Source organism: Burkholderia sp. YHN3-13, assembly GCF_055810675.1.
Window position 1 is genome coordinate 59,558 of the sequence record NZ_JBVVNQ010000025.1, and the last position, 12,960, is coordinate 72,517.

Genomic DNA, 12,960 nt, shown 5'->3' on the forward strand with positions numbered 1-12,960 from the left:
CCCTCGAAAATACAAGCGGTATCTTTTCCTCATCTACCGCGTCTCTGACGCATCGACTCAGCCGGCGCCGCCGGCATTTCTTTTCAACCCCATCGGGAACCACCCCCGATCGGGGGCAGGTTCCCTCTCAGGAGAACCTGACATGCAACATTCCCACCTGCAGCAACCGACCGTCAAGCTGCGTCGGATCAAGCTTGGGCGAAACCCCAGAAAGTATTTCGACGATGCCGAGATGGAGGAGATGAAGGCTACGGTCCGCGTAAGCGGTGTCCATACCGCCGTCATCGTTCGGCCGCTCGACGAAGAGTACTTCGAGCTGATCGCCGGGGGCCGGCGGTACAGAGCCGCAATGGAAACGCGCGGTGAAGACTACGACATGCCGGTCACGGTGGTGGTTGTCGACGACGCCGAAGCCGAAGAGATCGCTCTCATCGAGAACATCCAGAGGTCGAACCTCTCCCCCGGTGAAGAGGCCGTTGACGCAGCTCGACTACTGGGCCGCTATAAGGGCGATCGAGAGGAAGTGGCCAAACGACTCGGCTGGAGCGTCTCAACCCTCAACAGTCGCCTCGCTCTGCTCAATTGCAGCACCGAGGTCCTCAACGCTTTGAACACGCGAAACATTTCTCTGGGACACGCGGAGTTGCTCGCAGCGCTGTCCAAGGAGAATCAGGACCGCGTGCTCCCGGTGATCGTCTCGGAGAAAAAGTCCCTCGCGGATGTCCGAAAGCTTGTGGAAAGCGCGGCATGCTCGTTGAGCGCCGCGATCTTCGACAAAACCGACTGCGCGGGCTGCCATCACAACTCTGCGACGCAGGGTGAGATGTTCGGCGAATCGATCGCGACTGGGAACTGTACCAACCGGGTCTGCTACAACGGCAAGACCGAGGCGCAGCTCGAGGCCACTGTCGAAGGTTTGCGCGAGGAGTTTCCGCTCGTGCGCATCGTGCGCGCTGGCGATAACAACACGCGTGTACAGCTGGCGGTCGATGGCACAAACGGCGTCGGGCTCGAGCAAGCGAAGGCATGCCACAGCTGCCAGAACTACGGCGTCGCGGTCAGCGGGTTGCCCGATTCCCTCGGGAAGGTCTACCGCGGACAGTGCTTCGACACCGTCTGCAATATGAAGAAGGTGGCGGCGCGCATCCAGGCCGAGAAGGTTGCAGCGAAAGCCGCGTCCTCGGACGGAAAAGTTTCCGCGGGGACGACGAAAGCTGCTGGCAAAGGCGCCTCGAAGTCGGGCGCTTCTGCACCGGCCGCCGCGCCGGCGCCTGCCGTCGCCGAGTCGGATCGGGTGAAGCAATACCGCGAAGCACTTTGGCGCAAGGCGCTGCGGCGCGACGTCGGCAAGAACGCGGCGCTCGCGCGACAGTACCTGATCGGTATCGTCCTCGCGGGCTACGCGCGCCAGATCAAGGACGAAGTTTTCCGATCCGTCTACGAAAAGGTGACGGACGAGAAGGCTCCAGCCGCAGATTTCCCGAAGGCCCTTTTGCTCGCTGGCGCCACGTCGGATGAGCAGGCTGCGACGCTGGTCACCGGCATGTTTGTCGCGGCGATCGAAGGTCTCGACGTCACGTATCTCAAGCAACTCTGCAAGCACCACAACCTCGACCTGACGCAGTACTGGAAGCTCGACAAGGAGTTTCTGGATCTCGTCACCAAGGCCGAGATGATGGTGATCGCGGACGAGCTCGGGCTGCGCGCGGCGATGGGCGACAACTTCAAGAAAGTGTTCTCGAAGTCGAAGGCGGATGTCATCACGGCGTTGCTCGCCGTCGACGGCTTCACCTACGAGGGCAAGCTCCTGAAGGTTCTCAAGTTCTAAAGAGCGGGCGGCCGATGGCCGAGCCGCATCGACATTCTGCGCCGCTTCGGGCGGCGCATATTTTTTTTGGAGATTCAAATGTTTCAAGCACTCGAACCGCTACTTCGTTCCGCGGAAAAACTCGTCTTGTCGCTGACGATGGACGGCGACAACATCGTCGTGTTCTTGACGCCGGCAGGCGGGAAGGACGCGGTGCTGCGACAGCCGTTGATCTTGAAAGCGACGGCAGCAGAGCTCGACGAAGGCTTCGCGGCGGCGATCGGCAGCTTTAGCGCTGCGCACCAGTCGCTCGGCGAACAGGTGGCGGCTACCAACGCGATCCTGGAAGCCCAGCAGCAGACGCAGGTGACGAAGGCGCAGAAGGTCTTGTCGAAAGCCTCGACGCCGGCGGCCGCAGACGCGGGCGCGGACGACGCGGGCGACGAAGACGGTGCGGCCGCCGCACCGCCGGATGGCGCGCCCGCTGCCGCTGCGAAGCCGACCGGCACGGATCTGTCCTCGTTGATTCTGTGAGGTGACTAATGTCGATCAGCATTGCTGCACTGGTACGGGAGTTCACCTACAACGGTATGACTCTCATGGACCCCGGGCCCGCTTTCTCGGCGGACCAGGTGCGAGATCTGTACACCGCCCAGTATCCCGAGCTGACGACCGCTGCGGTCGACGGCCCCGAGATCAAGGGCGAGGTCGCGCACTACAAATTCGTTCGCGCGGCCGGTGCCAAGGGCGCCAATGCATAAGGACGATCTGCTCAAAGCCTTGTCCGATCCGGACAACGGCTTCAACCAACAAGAACCGCCCGGATGGGCGGTTTTTTTTCACGACGACGAGGTTTCCAAATGCTGTTCGGTCCTCCGGGGCTTGATTCACGTCTCGTTGACGTCGACGGCCCGCAGTGGGAATCGACGCGCGGTTCAGTTGCCCGACGTGGATCTGCCCATGATTTTCTGACTCTGCCGACGCTTTCGGATCGCGTGCCCGTCGCTGGGATGTATCGGTGGCGCACCGAGATGGATCTAGCAGAGATGGTGAAAACGCACTTCGTCGACGGCCCGCTTCGGGCGGCCGACGTCGAAAGTCCTTCCGGCGCGTTGGATGCTTTCAAGCAAGCCTTCATGGCGTGGTTGGGACGTATCGGGACGGAGACGCGGAACATTTCCTACACGCCAGTGCTCCTGGATCGAGCGACGGTGGTGGAGATGGTTGAGTGCCGCTGCAACGGGGACGAATCGAACTTGGAGTCCCCACTGTATTTCGCGTTGGAAATGGCGAACGAGGAGGTCTACTCGCTCGCGAAGTTCGCTCCGGCGGCCGAGCGCGTTCATCCACTGTTGCTTTCCTCGGTGCTATCGGTTCTCGATCGAGTCTCGTATCGGACGGGGCTGATCCGGACGCCCGGATGGTTCCTGTGCCAGTTTGCTCGCTATCACTGGGAGTGCGAGGAATCCGCAACAGACGAGGAGGCGATCGGGTGGCTCCGGGAGATGTACGAGGATGACGAAGAGTCGATCGCTCGGCGTCTTCCCAGTGTCGTGCGTCCGCAGCTCTACCCCGACGCTGTCCGGAAGCCGGCGAAGGTGTTGGGCCGGCGGTCGAGGTGGAGTTATCTGTTTGAGCGCGAGTTGTTAGAACTGCAAGCGTCGACGGGCGGCGAAATGGCGAATGTCTGTGCAGAGCTCGCCACATTGTCACGTCTTCTGCGCACCGCGGGCAAACGATATCTTCTCGGAGAGGGTGTAGATGGGCAGCCGATCTATGCGCTGGCCACGGTCGTCATCGACGAGAACGCTCTCATCGGTGAGCTTCTCGACGATCACTACAACTACGCCCACCAAGGTAGCGAAGAAACCTACTACAGCACTTTCATCCCTCTTTCGATGCGCAGTGACGCGATCGCTCAGCAGTACCGCGATCTTGCACTCGGTTTCCGAATGCTCAAGCACGTCGATCGTCTTCTGCAGGCGTTGCACTCAATCTGAATGAATCAAGGAACCCATATGTCTGAACTTGCTACAGCAGAGCTAAAGCGAGCCGTTAAGCTCGATTCCGCGATCCTCTTTTACGCGGGTCAATCGGGCAATCAGTTTGCCACTGTCCATGAAATCACCCACGATCGTGGCGGCCGACCGTTGATTGGCCCAGGCCGACCAGTGGATCACAACGCGTTGCTCAATGCGTTGTTCCAGCTCGATCGGAACGCCGCACCGAAGTCGGAGTTTCTGCCGTCGAATGTCCTGGGCTCGTCAAGCACCGGTGTTACGTGGTGGAGTCCGCCCGCGATGCGTCGAGTGTTCTTCGACTGCAGTGAGTTGGGTGTTCGTTCGGCGGTCGTTCCGCATCCGGGGCTGGTGTTTCAAGCGTCGGTCACCGGTTTCCGTGTGTTTTCCGTGAAAACTGCCGATCGGCCATCGGCCGAGACGCCGCTGTTCGAGCCACCGTACTTCAACACGTGGGACGGCGGCGAGATCTGCATCGGCACTGCCAAGGTACCCACGCGCGTCGAGGTGAAGGCGATTGGCGGGTGGGAATCGGCCTTTTTTGAGTCGGCCTTCACCCATCCAAACCAAGGCTCCGCGCGGGTGAAATATAAGCGCGGCGTGTTCGCGTTCTGGCGCGACATGCTGGATGGCAAGTTCGGGGAGGCGTTTCCGCTGAAGGTTCTGGTGCCGACGTCGCGTACGGCTGGGACGCTTGTGCGTGGTGGAAACGGAGGTGGTGTATGAATCCGATCGATACTGTGTTGCACCAGTCGTTCCCGGCCGTCATGGTGCCGTCGCGCGAAGCGGTCGAGCCGATGGCGCGGCTAGGAGAGCGTTTGCTGATCGGTGGGAACGGGGTGTTCCTCGAGGTCGTCCGCCCTTGGATCCGAACGGTGCGGCGCATCGCGATGTACCACGAGCTCACCGCGGTTCCATACGGGGAAGTCTCGGAGGTGACGGAGCTGCATTGCGGGCCCGTGCCGCCGTCTCTTATCGCCGAGTTTCATGCGATGGCCCAGGCGGCGTTGCCGAACGAGGTCGGCGCGTGGATTGTCTGGAATAGCGAGACCGGCGGGTTTCGCATCGTTGCTTTGCCGTCGCTGTCGCACGGGCCGGAGTATCTGGTCTATGAGCGGCCGCGACTGGCAGACGGCGAATGGATGGTGGTGGATTGCCATTCCCATGGCACGGGCCGGGCGTTCTTCTCGCGCAAGGACAATAAGGACGACCGTCACGACGTGAAGTTCGCGTTCGTGTTGGGCAACTGTGATCGGCAACCATCGCGCGTGCTGCGGCTTTGCGTGAAAGGGATCTTCCAGAACTTACCGGACGTACCGGAACCGTGGGCGGCGGCATTGGCCCAGGAGGTAGCGTGATGGGGGAGCCTATTCAACATCGTATTCCCGAGGACATGGTGCGGGCGCCGTGGAATGTAGTGGTTGTCGGCGCTGGCGGAACGGGTAGCGCTTTTCTGCCAAGCCTCGCGCGGCTTCATCACGCGATGATTGAGCTAGGCCATCCGGGCGGAATCGAATGCACGGTGTTCGACGACGACACGGTAAGCGAGACGAACGTCGGCCGGCAGGGGTTCTATCCGAACGACGTCGGCCAGCACAAAGCTCTGCTCATGGTGAATCGGCTCAACAACCTGATGGGCACCCGGTGGAAGGCAGAGCCGCGCCGGGTGGATTCGCGTGTGCAGTTTGATGCTGATCTCGTGGTGGGTTGCGTAGATACGCGCCGGGCGCGTCATGCGATCGTCCAAGCTGCGAAGAGGGGTAAGGTGAGGTATTACCTCGACTGCGGCAATGAGACGGATCGCGGCCAAGTCATTCTTGGCGAACTCGGCCGGGCCAGGCACGACAGATTGCCCCATGTGGGTGACCTGTTCCCGGACCTGCTGAACGCGCGGAACGACAAGGACGACGACACGCCCTCGTGCTCGATGGCCGACGCGCTGCGCAAGCAGTCGTTGGTCATCAACCAGGCGATTTCGGTCCAGGCATTCAACCTGCTTTGGACGCTCTTTCGGACGGGATCGTTGTCGTACTCGGCGGTGTTTGTGAATCTGGCAACGGGAAGAACGAATCCGGTGCCCATCGATCCGGCGGCTTGGGCGCGCTTCGGGTACGACGCGCCAAAGCCGAAGAAGTCGAGGCCTCGGAAGAGCGTGGACCCGATGGACCCGCATATCCCGTGGTAGCTTACCGACATAACTTCAACCAGCGCCTCCCGAGTAATCGGGCAGGCGCTTTTTTTTCGCCCAGAGGAAAGCGGGTCGGTTTTCTCGATGATTCCGGCGCGCGGCGGCGGCGCGCGGTCCTACACTGAATCCGTTTCTCGCGCTTCTGCGCATCGACCCAGCCGCACCGGCTCCGCCCGTGCGTAATTCTCTCACCGACCATCCGTCGGCTCCCCTGTCAGGGCAATTTCCCTGACGGGCGATTGCCCTCTTTTTTTGAGGCAATCGTCATGTTCAAGCTTCTCATCTCTGTTCTGCTCCTCGCTTCGTTGACCGCGTGCGCTTCGTATGACTTCGGTTCGCCCGATGTCTACCAGCGCTACGACGTTCAGCGCGCGGGAGAAATCGAGGCGGCCACGGTCGTCAGCGTGCGCGGCGTCACGATCAGCAACGAGTCGGACCGTTCCGGTTTGGCTTCGCTGTTGAGCGCGGGTGTCAGTGCATTTCTCGGTTCCCGCACGATCGGCGGCGGCAACGGCCGGTACATCGCTGGCGCGCTCGCTGGCGCCGGTGCGGCGTACGTGTCGCAGCGTCTGTCGGAATCGCTCGCGCGTCACGCCGGCCTCGAGGTCGTCGTGCGCACGGTGTCCGGCCGCACGTTGGTGGTCGTTCAGTCCGATGAGCAGCGCTTCGCCCCTGGCGATCGCGTGATGCTCGTCAGCAGTTCTTCCGGCATGCGCATCACGCGCTGAGCCGTTCATTCGCCGGCAGCCGCCGGCTTCTTCCTGCATAGCGAGGTTCCCATTCGGGGCCTCGCTTTTTTTATTCCGAGGGCAAGATGTTCAAGGTACCGAAAGTTCTGTACGCGGACCGGCGCGCGGGTGGCGTTGCGTCCGACGCCGCACTGACCCACCACGCGACGCGGATGCTGCATCGTGTTGCGCGCGATCTGCGGTTGCGAGCAGGTGAGCATGAGGTGGTAGCCGAGCCGGCGAAGGCAGGCCGCGGCTGCCGCGTCACCCTGCGCACCAGCCGGATGATGCTCGAGGTCGCGGATTCGACATCGCGCCAGCATGTCGCGGTGTCGTTTCGCACCCGGCGCGGTCACCGCGACCTGTCGGGCGGCGGCGACAACGTGGTGCCGCTCACGCAGCTCGACACGGACGAGGGCTACCAGGCGTTGCTTGGCGGCCTGCGGCTCGTGGACGGCCTCGATAACGACCGGCGATAGGGGGCGTGATGCAATTCGTCGACGTCTGCATCGAGTACCCCTCCGGGATTTCGATCATCGATCGCGGGTCCTACGACGCGGAACTCGGCATGGTTTATGTCTCGGCCCGTGTCCGTGCTTTCCTGGCGGTCGTGCATGAGAGTGAGTCGCCGCCGGTGATCACCGCATCCTGGGATGGATACGAGGCAAATCTGATTCATTCGACGGGCGACAGCTTCGCCGTCGTCTCGGTGGTGCCGCCGGCTGCCTCGCCGCGGTCACGACTGCGTGCGCGACTTGTTCGTGCGTCCTGGTCCAAGGACCAGCGGCAGCAGTTCGGACGGTTCTGCCATACGCTGACGGTCTCGTCGATCGTCGGTGTGGTCGGCTACGTGCACGCCATCTCGGAGTTCTCGATCTGGGCGGCAATGAACGTTGCCGCACTGGTCGTGATCGGTGTGGTAACTTATGTCGTAGGCATGGATTCCATGAACGGAGAATGAATATGTACTTCGGTCCTGTTGCACTGCTTCTGACGCTGGTGTTCTGCGGCTACGGCATCGTCGCATGCGAACGCGGTCGTAAGGCGGAGCGCGACCAACGTCGTTCTCTGCGTCACCACACGCATTAAATCGAACTGACGGTCGCCCATCTGGGCGGCCGCCTGCCAATCAAGGGCTGCACCTTTCGGTGTGGCCCTTTTTCTTTTCAGGGTTTCCATGTCTGAAGTACAGGAGCGGCCGGTGTCACGGTCGCAGGATGCGTTCGAACTCGAAGGCAGGACGGTCGCAGAGGTAGCGCGATACCTCGAGCAGTCGCTTCGTGCTACCGAACTCGAGCCGGAATGGGTGACCGTTGCGAACCATTTCGATGACGCGAACGAGGCCATCTACGGCCCGAAGCGGTCGTCCGCATGGCCGGGCGGAGGCGATTTCCGCCGACGCACTCGCGTGTCGATCGAGCGCGGTACAGCGGAAGGTTGGATTGTGCTTCTCGATAGTGTCTGGCTGGCCGACGAGGAAGCCACCGGCCACTGGCGAACTCAACCGCTCTTTCGCTTCAAGACGCTGACGCGTTCCCATGGCTGGGCCGTTGCAGCAGTGGTATCGAACCTGCTCGACATCGACTGACGCGTCACCTTCAATTTTTCCCAATCCGGGGCAACTGCCCGGATGGGGTGGTTGCCCCTTTTTGCAAGGACAACCACTGATGTACACGATCCATACACCCGACGCATCAATCCACGTTGATACGCTTGCACACGTATTCCACGTGTTTTTTCACGACGCGACGTTATCCGCCTACGAAACGACCGAGATTTCGCTCACGCGCGGTGGCGTCGAAATGCCGATCCTCCGCTACAACGGAATCTTGACTGTACGACAGCCTGGCACGGCTGAAGCGATCTTCACCTCGCTTTTCGAAGAAATCCGCAACCGCTGGTTTAGCCGGGACGGGCGGCAACTGCAGCCTTGGCAAGTCACACGTAAGCGCTGGGAGGTCTTTCAGTTCGTGTTCGAGCTGGCGACGAAGCCTGCATGGATGCTGTCCGGCGAGCAGCTCGAGGCTGAAGTCGAGGCCGCGCGTGGCGCCGGTCGGCGCTTCCACCTGCCGGATGTCTGTGACCACGTTGCAAACGCGCTGTTCGGCTTCACGTCGCAAGGGCCGCGTCTCTCGCTCTCAGGCGGGGTAAACGGCCGGCACGAGGTTCATGTCGCCTATGCGCTGTTTCTGGATCACCCGATTCCTGATTCGGTGCTGGCGGACTATCGTGGCGACGCTAAGCGCTTCGAGTACGACCTGCGGTGGTTCCCCGTTCTCCTGGACGTGCCAGTTCTGCGCAACACGCTCCCGTACGACGTCATGCAGTCCGCGGTGGCGATCTATCGTCACGAGAAAAGGCAGATCGACGCCGAGCTCGGTGCCGGTATCGTCGCCGCGCTGCAGTCCGCGCCGGCCGGTATCCCCTATGTGGAGGTTGACGACCGGCTGTTCGCCGCTGGCCTCGTCGACAAGCCGGATCTTCCCGAACAGTACCAGCGCCCGGTGGACGTCGGCTCCCCGGTTTCGCCCGTAGCCGAGCGCCTGCGTGATCTGATCGGGGACGCCGTCCTGAAAAAGTCGCTGGACAGGCTCGGAGTTGACCGACAGAAAGGGCGGATCTCGCTGCGGCAGTACAACCTGCAGGTCGAGATGGCGAAGCTGGAGCGAGGCCGCATGACGTTCGAAGGGGCCAACCGGTTTGCCGCCGATGTTGAGGCCCGTAACGTTGGCGCTTTGCTGTCAGTTCTGGACCACGCGGCCGGCTGGAACGACCAGAGCAAGCGTGTATTGCGCGAGCAATTCGGTGTTTCATTGCGCGGCCTGAACTCGACGCGCCGGCGGCGTGCGATCTTCGCGTTCTGCGGCTATGACGAGGCGGCACAAGCCGAGTGGGAGGCAACGCAGGACGCCGCCCGCGCGCACCGTCGCGCCGAAGAGACCGCCAAGGACGCGAAGAAACAGGCAGGCCTCGCCCGGTACCGCACGCACGACAACGTGCTGATCACGGGCGTCGAGCACGTTGACCAGGCGATCGCCGACGGCTACTTGGAGATCCGGAGCTTTCGCCATGGTGCGGCGACGCGATACACGTTGGCAAAGCCGGGCTCGACTGAAGGGCGGATACTCCACGCGAAAAACGGCACGTTGGACTATGCGCGGTCGCGGCTCACGTTGCTCGCGGCTTGATCGAGGAGCGAAACATGCGATTCGATCGAACCGTGCGGTACGGGGACTACGTCTGGACCCGCCGAAAGGAACAGGCGTTTCTCAATCGGCACAAACGTGTTGCTCGGAAGCTCGAGCGTGACTGCCCGCTGTTCGCAGATCAGCTCGCGCCGGCACCCGAGACCGACGTCGACGCGGAGAAGGCGCTGAGAATCGATAGAGCGCGCCAGAGTGAGCAGGTGATGCGCGATCTCGACGCGAGACATTGGCGCGCCGGTCGTGCGTCCTACTTCGCGTGCGAGCCGGAGATCCGAGCGCGAATCATGGCCGAATGGAGTGCGTGGCGCGGACCGGCAGCGCCACTGTACTTCATCGATGTGGTCGAAAAGCACAACGGTGTCGGCGAGGAGCGAACCCGACGGATGCGTGAGCGCGACGCTGAGATCCGTGATGCAGTCCTTCCGATGGTGAACGTTCAGGGCGACCTGCTTGGGACGTAAGAGGTGGTTCGCCACCCGACATTGAACAACCGGCGCCACGTGCGCCGGTTTTTTTTCGTCCATTCGGAACGGGATGGTCTCTAAGCCCCGTAAATTTCTCGATCTTTCCGGCCTGCACGCAGGATGGCGGCTCCTACACTGGCTTTACTCACCGCGTCACCGACGCATCGAATCCGCCGCAATGCGGCCACTTCCAGCCCCAGGGAATCACGTCCCGCCGGGCGTCTTTCACGGGGCGACACTTCCGAGGTCACTCGTGAACCAATCTGAAACTTCCAGTCCATTGCCACCTGATGCCGTGTCGATCGTCGAGATCGAAGTGGCGATCAACGTGTGGCGCAACCGCTCGCCGGCGCCGACCGGGCCCGACGAGCTGATCGTTCTCTGCGCCGAGGCCCGGGTTCTCGCCGACGTCTACGGGGTCATGATCGTGAACCGCGCCACGTGCGTCCCGCGATCATCGCTCACGTCGAAGCAAGTCGCGGCGCTCATCGGCGCTCAGTCGTAAGCATCAACTCGCGTCTCAGGACGCATCGAATCGCCGCATCGCGGCATCTTCAGTCGCCCCGCAGGGTCACGTCCCTGCCGGGCGTGATCACGTGGGGCTCTTTCATTCAAGGTCCCCATGAAACTCTCTCCCGCACGCCTCACCCAGCTGCTCGCCACCTACATCCCGGAGCGCCTTCCGGTGCTGATTACTGGTCGGCCTGGTATTGGCAAATCCGACATCGTTGAAGCTGCCACCGAGGAGGCGGAGCACGACCTGCTCATCAGCCACCCGGTTGTCGAAGATCCGACCGACTCGAAGGGTTTGCCGTTTCCGTCGGCCGACGGCAGGCATGCTCGATTCTTGCCTTTCGGCGACCTCGAACGCGCGCTTTCGGCGACGCGGCCGCTGGTCTGGTTTCTCGACGACCTCGGGCAGGCGTCGCCGGCGGTGCAGGCGGCCAAGATGCAACTGCTGCTCGCACGCCGCATCGGTGAGCACCCGTTGCCCGACTGCGTCACGTTCGTCGCAGCGACGAATCGGCGCAGCGACAACGCGGGTGTCACCGGGATCCTCGATCCGCTGATCTCGCGTTTTGCAGCGGTCGTCGAGCTCGAAGCCACGGTCGACGACTGGACGGCTTGGGCGGTTCGGAAGAACGTTCCGCCCGAGCTGATCGCGTTCCTTCGCTTCCGACCGGACCTGCTCTGGGAGGCGCGCAGTGGCCGCGACATCGTTGCGTCGGCAAGTCCCCGGAAGTGGGGATTTCTCGCGAAAACGATGCCGGCTGTCTCGGCTGATTTGCTGCCTGACGCGATTTGCGCGACGGTTGGCGAAGGTGCCGGTGCCGAGCTGATCAGCTTTCTTTCGATCTACCGCGCTCTGCCGTCGGTCGACGCGATCCTGTTGGACCCGAGTCGGGGCGTAATCCCGGACGAGCCGAGCATCCTGTACGCCCTCACTGCTGCGCTTTCGCACAAAGCGAGCGATGGCAACTTCGAGCGAGTTCTGCAGTATGCAGACCGGCTCGCCGATACGGGGAAACGGGAGTTCACGGCGGTGCTGGTCCGTGACTCGATCGCGCGCACGCCCGATCTGCAGAACCATCATGCGTTCATCCGAGCGCAGGGCGGTGAGATCGGCAAGATCATCCGCGGCGAATAGCCGCCTTCAAACCCTGTAGTGCCTTTCCCTGTTGCCACGGCCGATTCCGGTCCGTGGCTTTTTTTTCGTCTCGCCATTTTCTGTCTGTCTGGAGCTATTCATGAACATTACCGATCTGCAATCCAAGGTCATGCTTTCGTCGGTCACGATTTCCACGTGGGTTGCCCGTCGCTATGACGGGAAGGTCACCGAAGAGGTCGAGAAAAGCCATCACGCGCGCGGCATCGGGCGCTTCAACAAGCGCCTGCTGCCGGAGTACGCGCCGAGCTACGCCGAAGTGGTGTCGATCGGCAATCGGATCCGCTCGCACTACTACAGCCGGACGCTGAAGTACGACCAGCTGGGCGTGCGGCTGCTGCCGACCATGGTCTATATGGAGCTAGCCGAGCGGCTGCGTGCGATGAAAGACGAGTTCGATCTCGCCGTGTCGATCTTCCTGACGAACTACCTCGACCTGAAGGAGCAGGCGAGGGCGGAGATGAACACCCTGTACAACGAGGCGGATTACCCGAGTCTGGCCGAGCTGAAGGGCAAGTTCGGCGTCAAGCTGTCCGTGCTGCCATTCCCGGACGCCGGCCAGTTCGGCGTTGACTTGCCGAGCGATGTTCTGACCACGTTGCGCACGGAGATCGACGAGCACGCGATGGCATCGATCCAGACCGCGAACAACGACTTGGTCGGGCGGCTATACGAGGCCGTTTCGACGATGGCGTCTCGCTTGTACGCGACCGGGAACGTCCGTCTCGACGTTGCGAACCATGTGCGAGAGTTGTGCGACCTGCTGCCGATGTCAACCTCGGACGTAATTTCCCCAGAAGTGTCGAAGTAAAATTCCCCACCCTGTTCGGACGGTGATCAGCCGGCGACGTGATCGAATGGGTTCCTTCGGGGGCGGCCCGGG

15 protein-coding genes and 1 pseudogene are annotated in these 12,960 nt (G+C 62.1%); all 16 read left to right on the forward strand.

The window, feature by feature from the left end:
- The first annotated feature begins 142 nt into the window (after positions 1 to 142).
- The gene (locus AC0KUR_RS34105; protein ID WP_473377104.1) at positions 143 to 1,828 is read left to right on the forward strand and encodes a PRTRC system ParB family protein; all 1,686 of its coding nucleotides are present in this window, start codon (positions 143 to 145) and stop codon (positions 1,826 to 1,828) included.
- Between the two features lie 78 nt (positions 1,829 to 1,906).
- Positions 1,907 to 2,341, forward strand: coding sequence for a PRTRC system protein E (locus tag AC0KUR_RS34110; RefSeq protein WP_473377105.1), 435 nt, complete (start codon positions 1,907 to 1,909; stop codon positions 2,339 to 2,341).
- An 8-nt stretch (positions 2,342 to 2,349) separates the two neighbouring features.
- Positions 2,350 to 2,568: a PRTRC system protein C gene (locus AC0KUR_RS34115; RefSeq protein WP_473377106.1), complete on the forward strand. Its 219-nt coding sequence runs from the start codon at positions 2,350 to 2,352 to the stop codon at positions 2,566 to 2,568.
- Between the two features lie 99 nt (positions 2,569 to 2,667).
- Positions 2,668 to 3,807, forward strand: coding sequence for a PRTRC system protein F (locus AC0KUR_RS34120; RefSeq protein WP_473377107.1), 1,140 nt, complete (start codon positions 2,668 to 2,670; stop codon positions 3,805 to 3,807).
- A gap of 18 nt (positions 3,808 to 3,825) precedes the next feature.
- Positions 3,826 to 4,551, forward strand: a complete 726-nt coding sequence (locus tag AC0KUR_RS34125) for a PRTRC system protein B (protein ID WP_473377108.1) — start codon at positions 3,826 to 3,828, stop codon at positions 4,549 to 4,551.
- A complete protein-coding gene (locus AC0KUR_RS34130) occupies positions 4,548 to 5,183 on the forward strand; it encodes a PRTRC system protein A (RefSeq protein ID WP_473377109.1) in 636 nt (211 codons plus the stop codon). Before AC0KUR_RS34125 ends, AC0KUR_RS34130 begins: the two co-directional genes overlap by 4 nt.
- Complete coding sequence (locus tag AC0KUR_RS34135; protein ID WP_473377110.1) at positions 5,183 to 6,010, forward strand: PRTRC system ThiF family protein; 828 nt, start codon at positions 5,183 to 5,185, stop codon at positions 6,008 to 6,010. The genes AC0KUR_RS34130 and AC0KUR_RS34135 overlap by 1 nt, the downstream gene beginning before the upstream one ends.
- Before the next feature lie 269 nt (positions 6,011 to 6,279).
- Positions 6,280 to 6,741: an outer membrane lipoprotein gene (locus AC0KUR_RS34140; RefSeq protein ID WP_059848450.1), complete on the forward strand. Its 462-nt coding sequence runs from the start codon at positions 6,280 to 6,282 to the stop codon at positions 6,739 to 6,741.
- 86 nt (positions 6,742 to 6,827) lie between these two features.
- Complete coding sequence (locus AC0KUR_RS34145) at positions 6,828 to 7,220, forward strand: hypothetical protein (RefSeq protein ID WP_226158727.1); 393 nt, start codon at positions 6,828 to 6,830, stop codon at positions 7,218 to 7,220.
- Between the two features lie 8 nt (positions 7,221 to 7,228).
- A complete protein-coding gene (locus tag AC0KUR_RS34150) occupies positions 7,229 to 7,702 on the forward strand; it encodes a hypothetical protein (protein ID WP_473377111.1) in 474 nt (157 codons plus the stop codon).
- Between the two features lie 216 nt (positions 7,703 to 7,918).
- Positions 7,919 to 8,329, forward strand: a complete 411-nt coding sequence (locus AC0KUR_RS34155) for a hypothetical protein (protein ID WP_473377112.1) — start codon at positions 7,919 to 7,921, stop codon at positions 8,327 to 8,329.
- 79 nt (positions 8,330 to 8,408) lie between these two features.
- Positions 8,409 to 9,929 carry a hypothetical protein gene (locus tag AC0KUR_RS34160; RefSeq protein ID WP_473377113.1) on the forward strand — a complete coding sequence of 507 codons (1,521 nt, stop codon included), beginning with the start codon at positions 8,409 to 8,411 and terminating at the stop codon, positions 9,927 to 9,929.
- Between the two features lie 14 nt (positions 9,930 to 9,943).
- Complete coding sequence (locus tag AC0KUR_RS34165) at positions 9,944 to 10,408, forward strand: hypothetical protein (protein WP_473377114.1); 465 nt, start codon at positions 9,944 to 9,946, stop codon at positions 10,406 to 10,408.
- A gap of 256 nt (positions 10,409 to 10,664) precedes the next feature.
- Positions 10,665 to 10,916, forward strand: a complete 252-nt coding sequence (locus AC0KUR_RS34170) for a DUF3717 domain-containing protein (RefSeq protein WP_208001374.1) — start codon at positions 10,665 to 10,667, stop codon at positions 10,914 to 10,916.
- 117 nt (positions 10,917 to 11,033) lie between these two features.
- Entirely contained in the window at positions 11,034 to 12,059 is a 1,026-nt protein-coding gene (locus tag AC0KUR_RS34175) for an ATP-binding protein (RefSeq protein WP_473377115.1), read from the forward strand.
- Positions 12,060 to 12,159: 100 nt separating this feature from the next.
- Positions 12,160 to 12,846, forward strand: a pseudogene (locus AC0KUR_RS34180) (hypothetical protein); the annotation flags it as partial.
- Positions 12,847 to 12,960 lie beyond the last annotated feature (114 nt).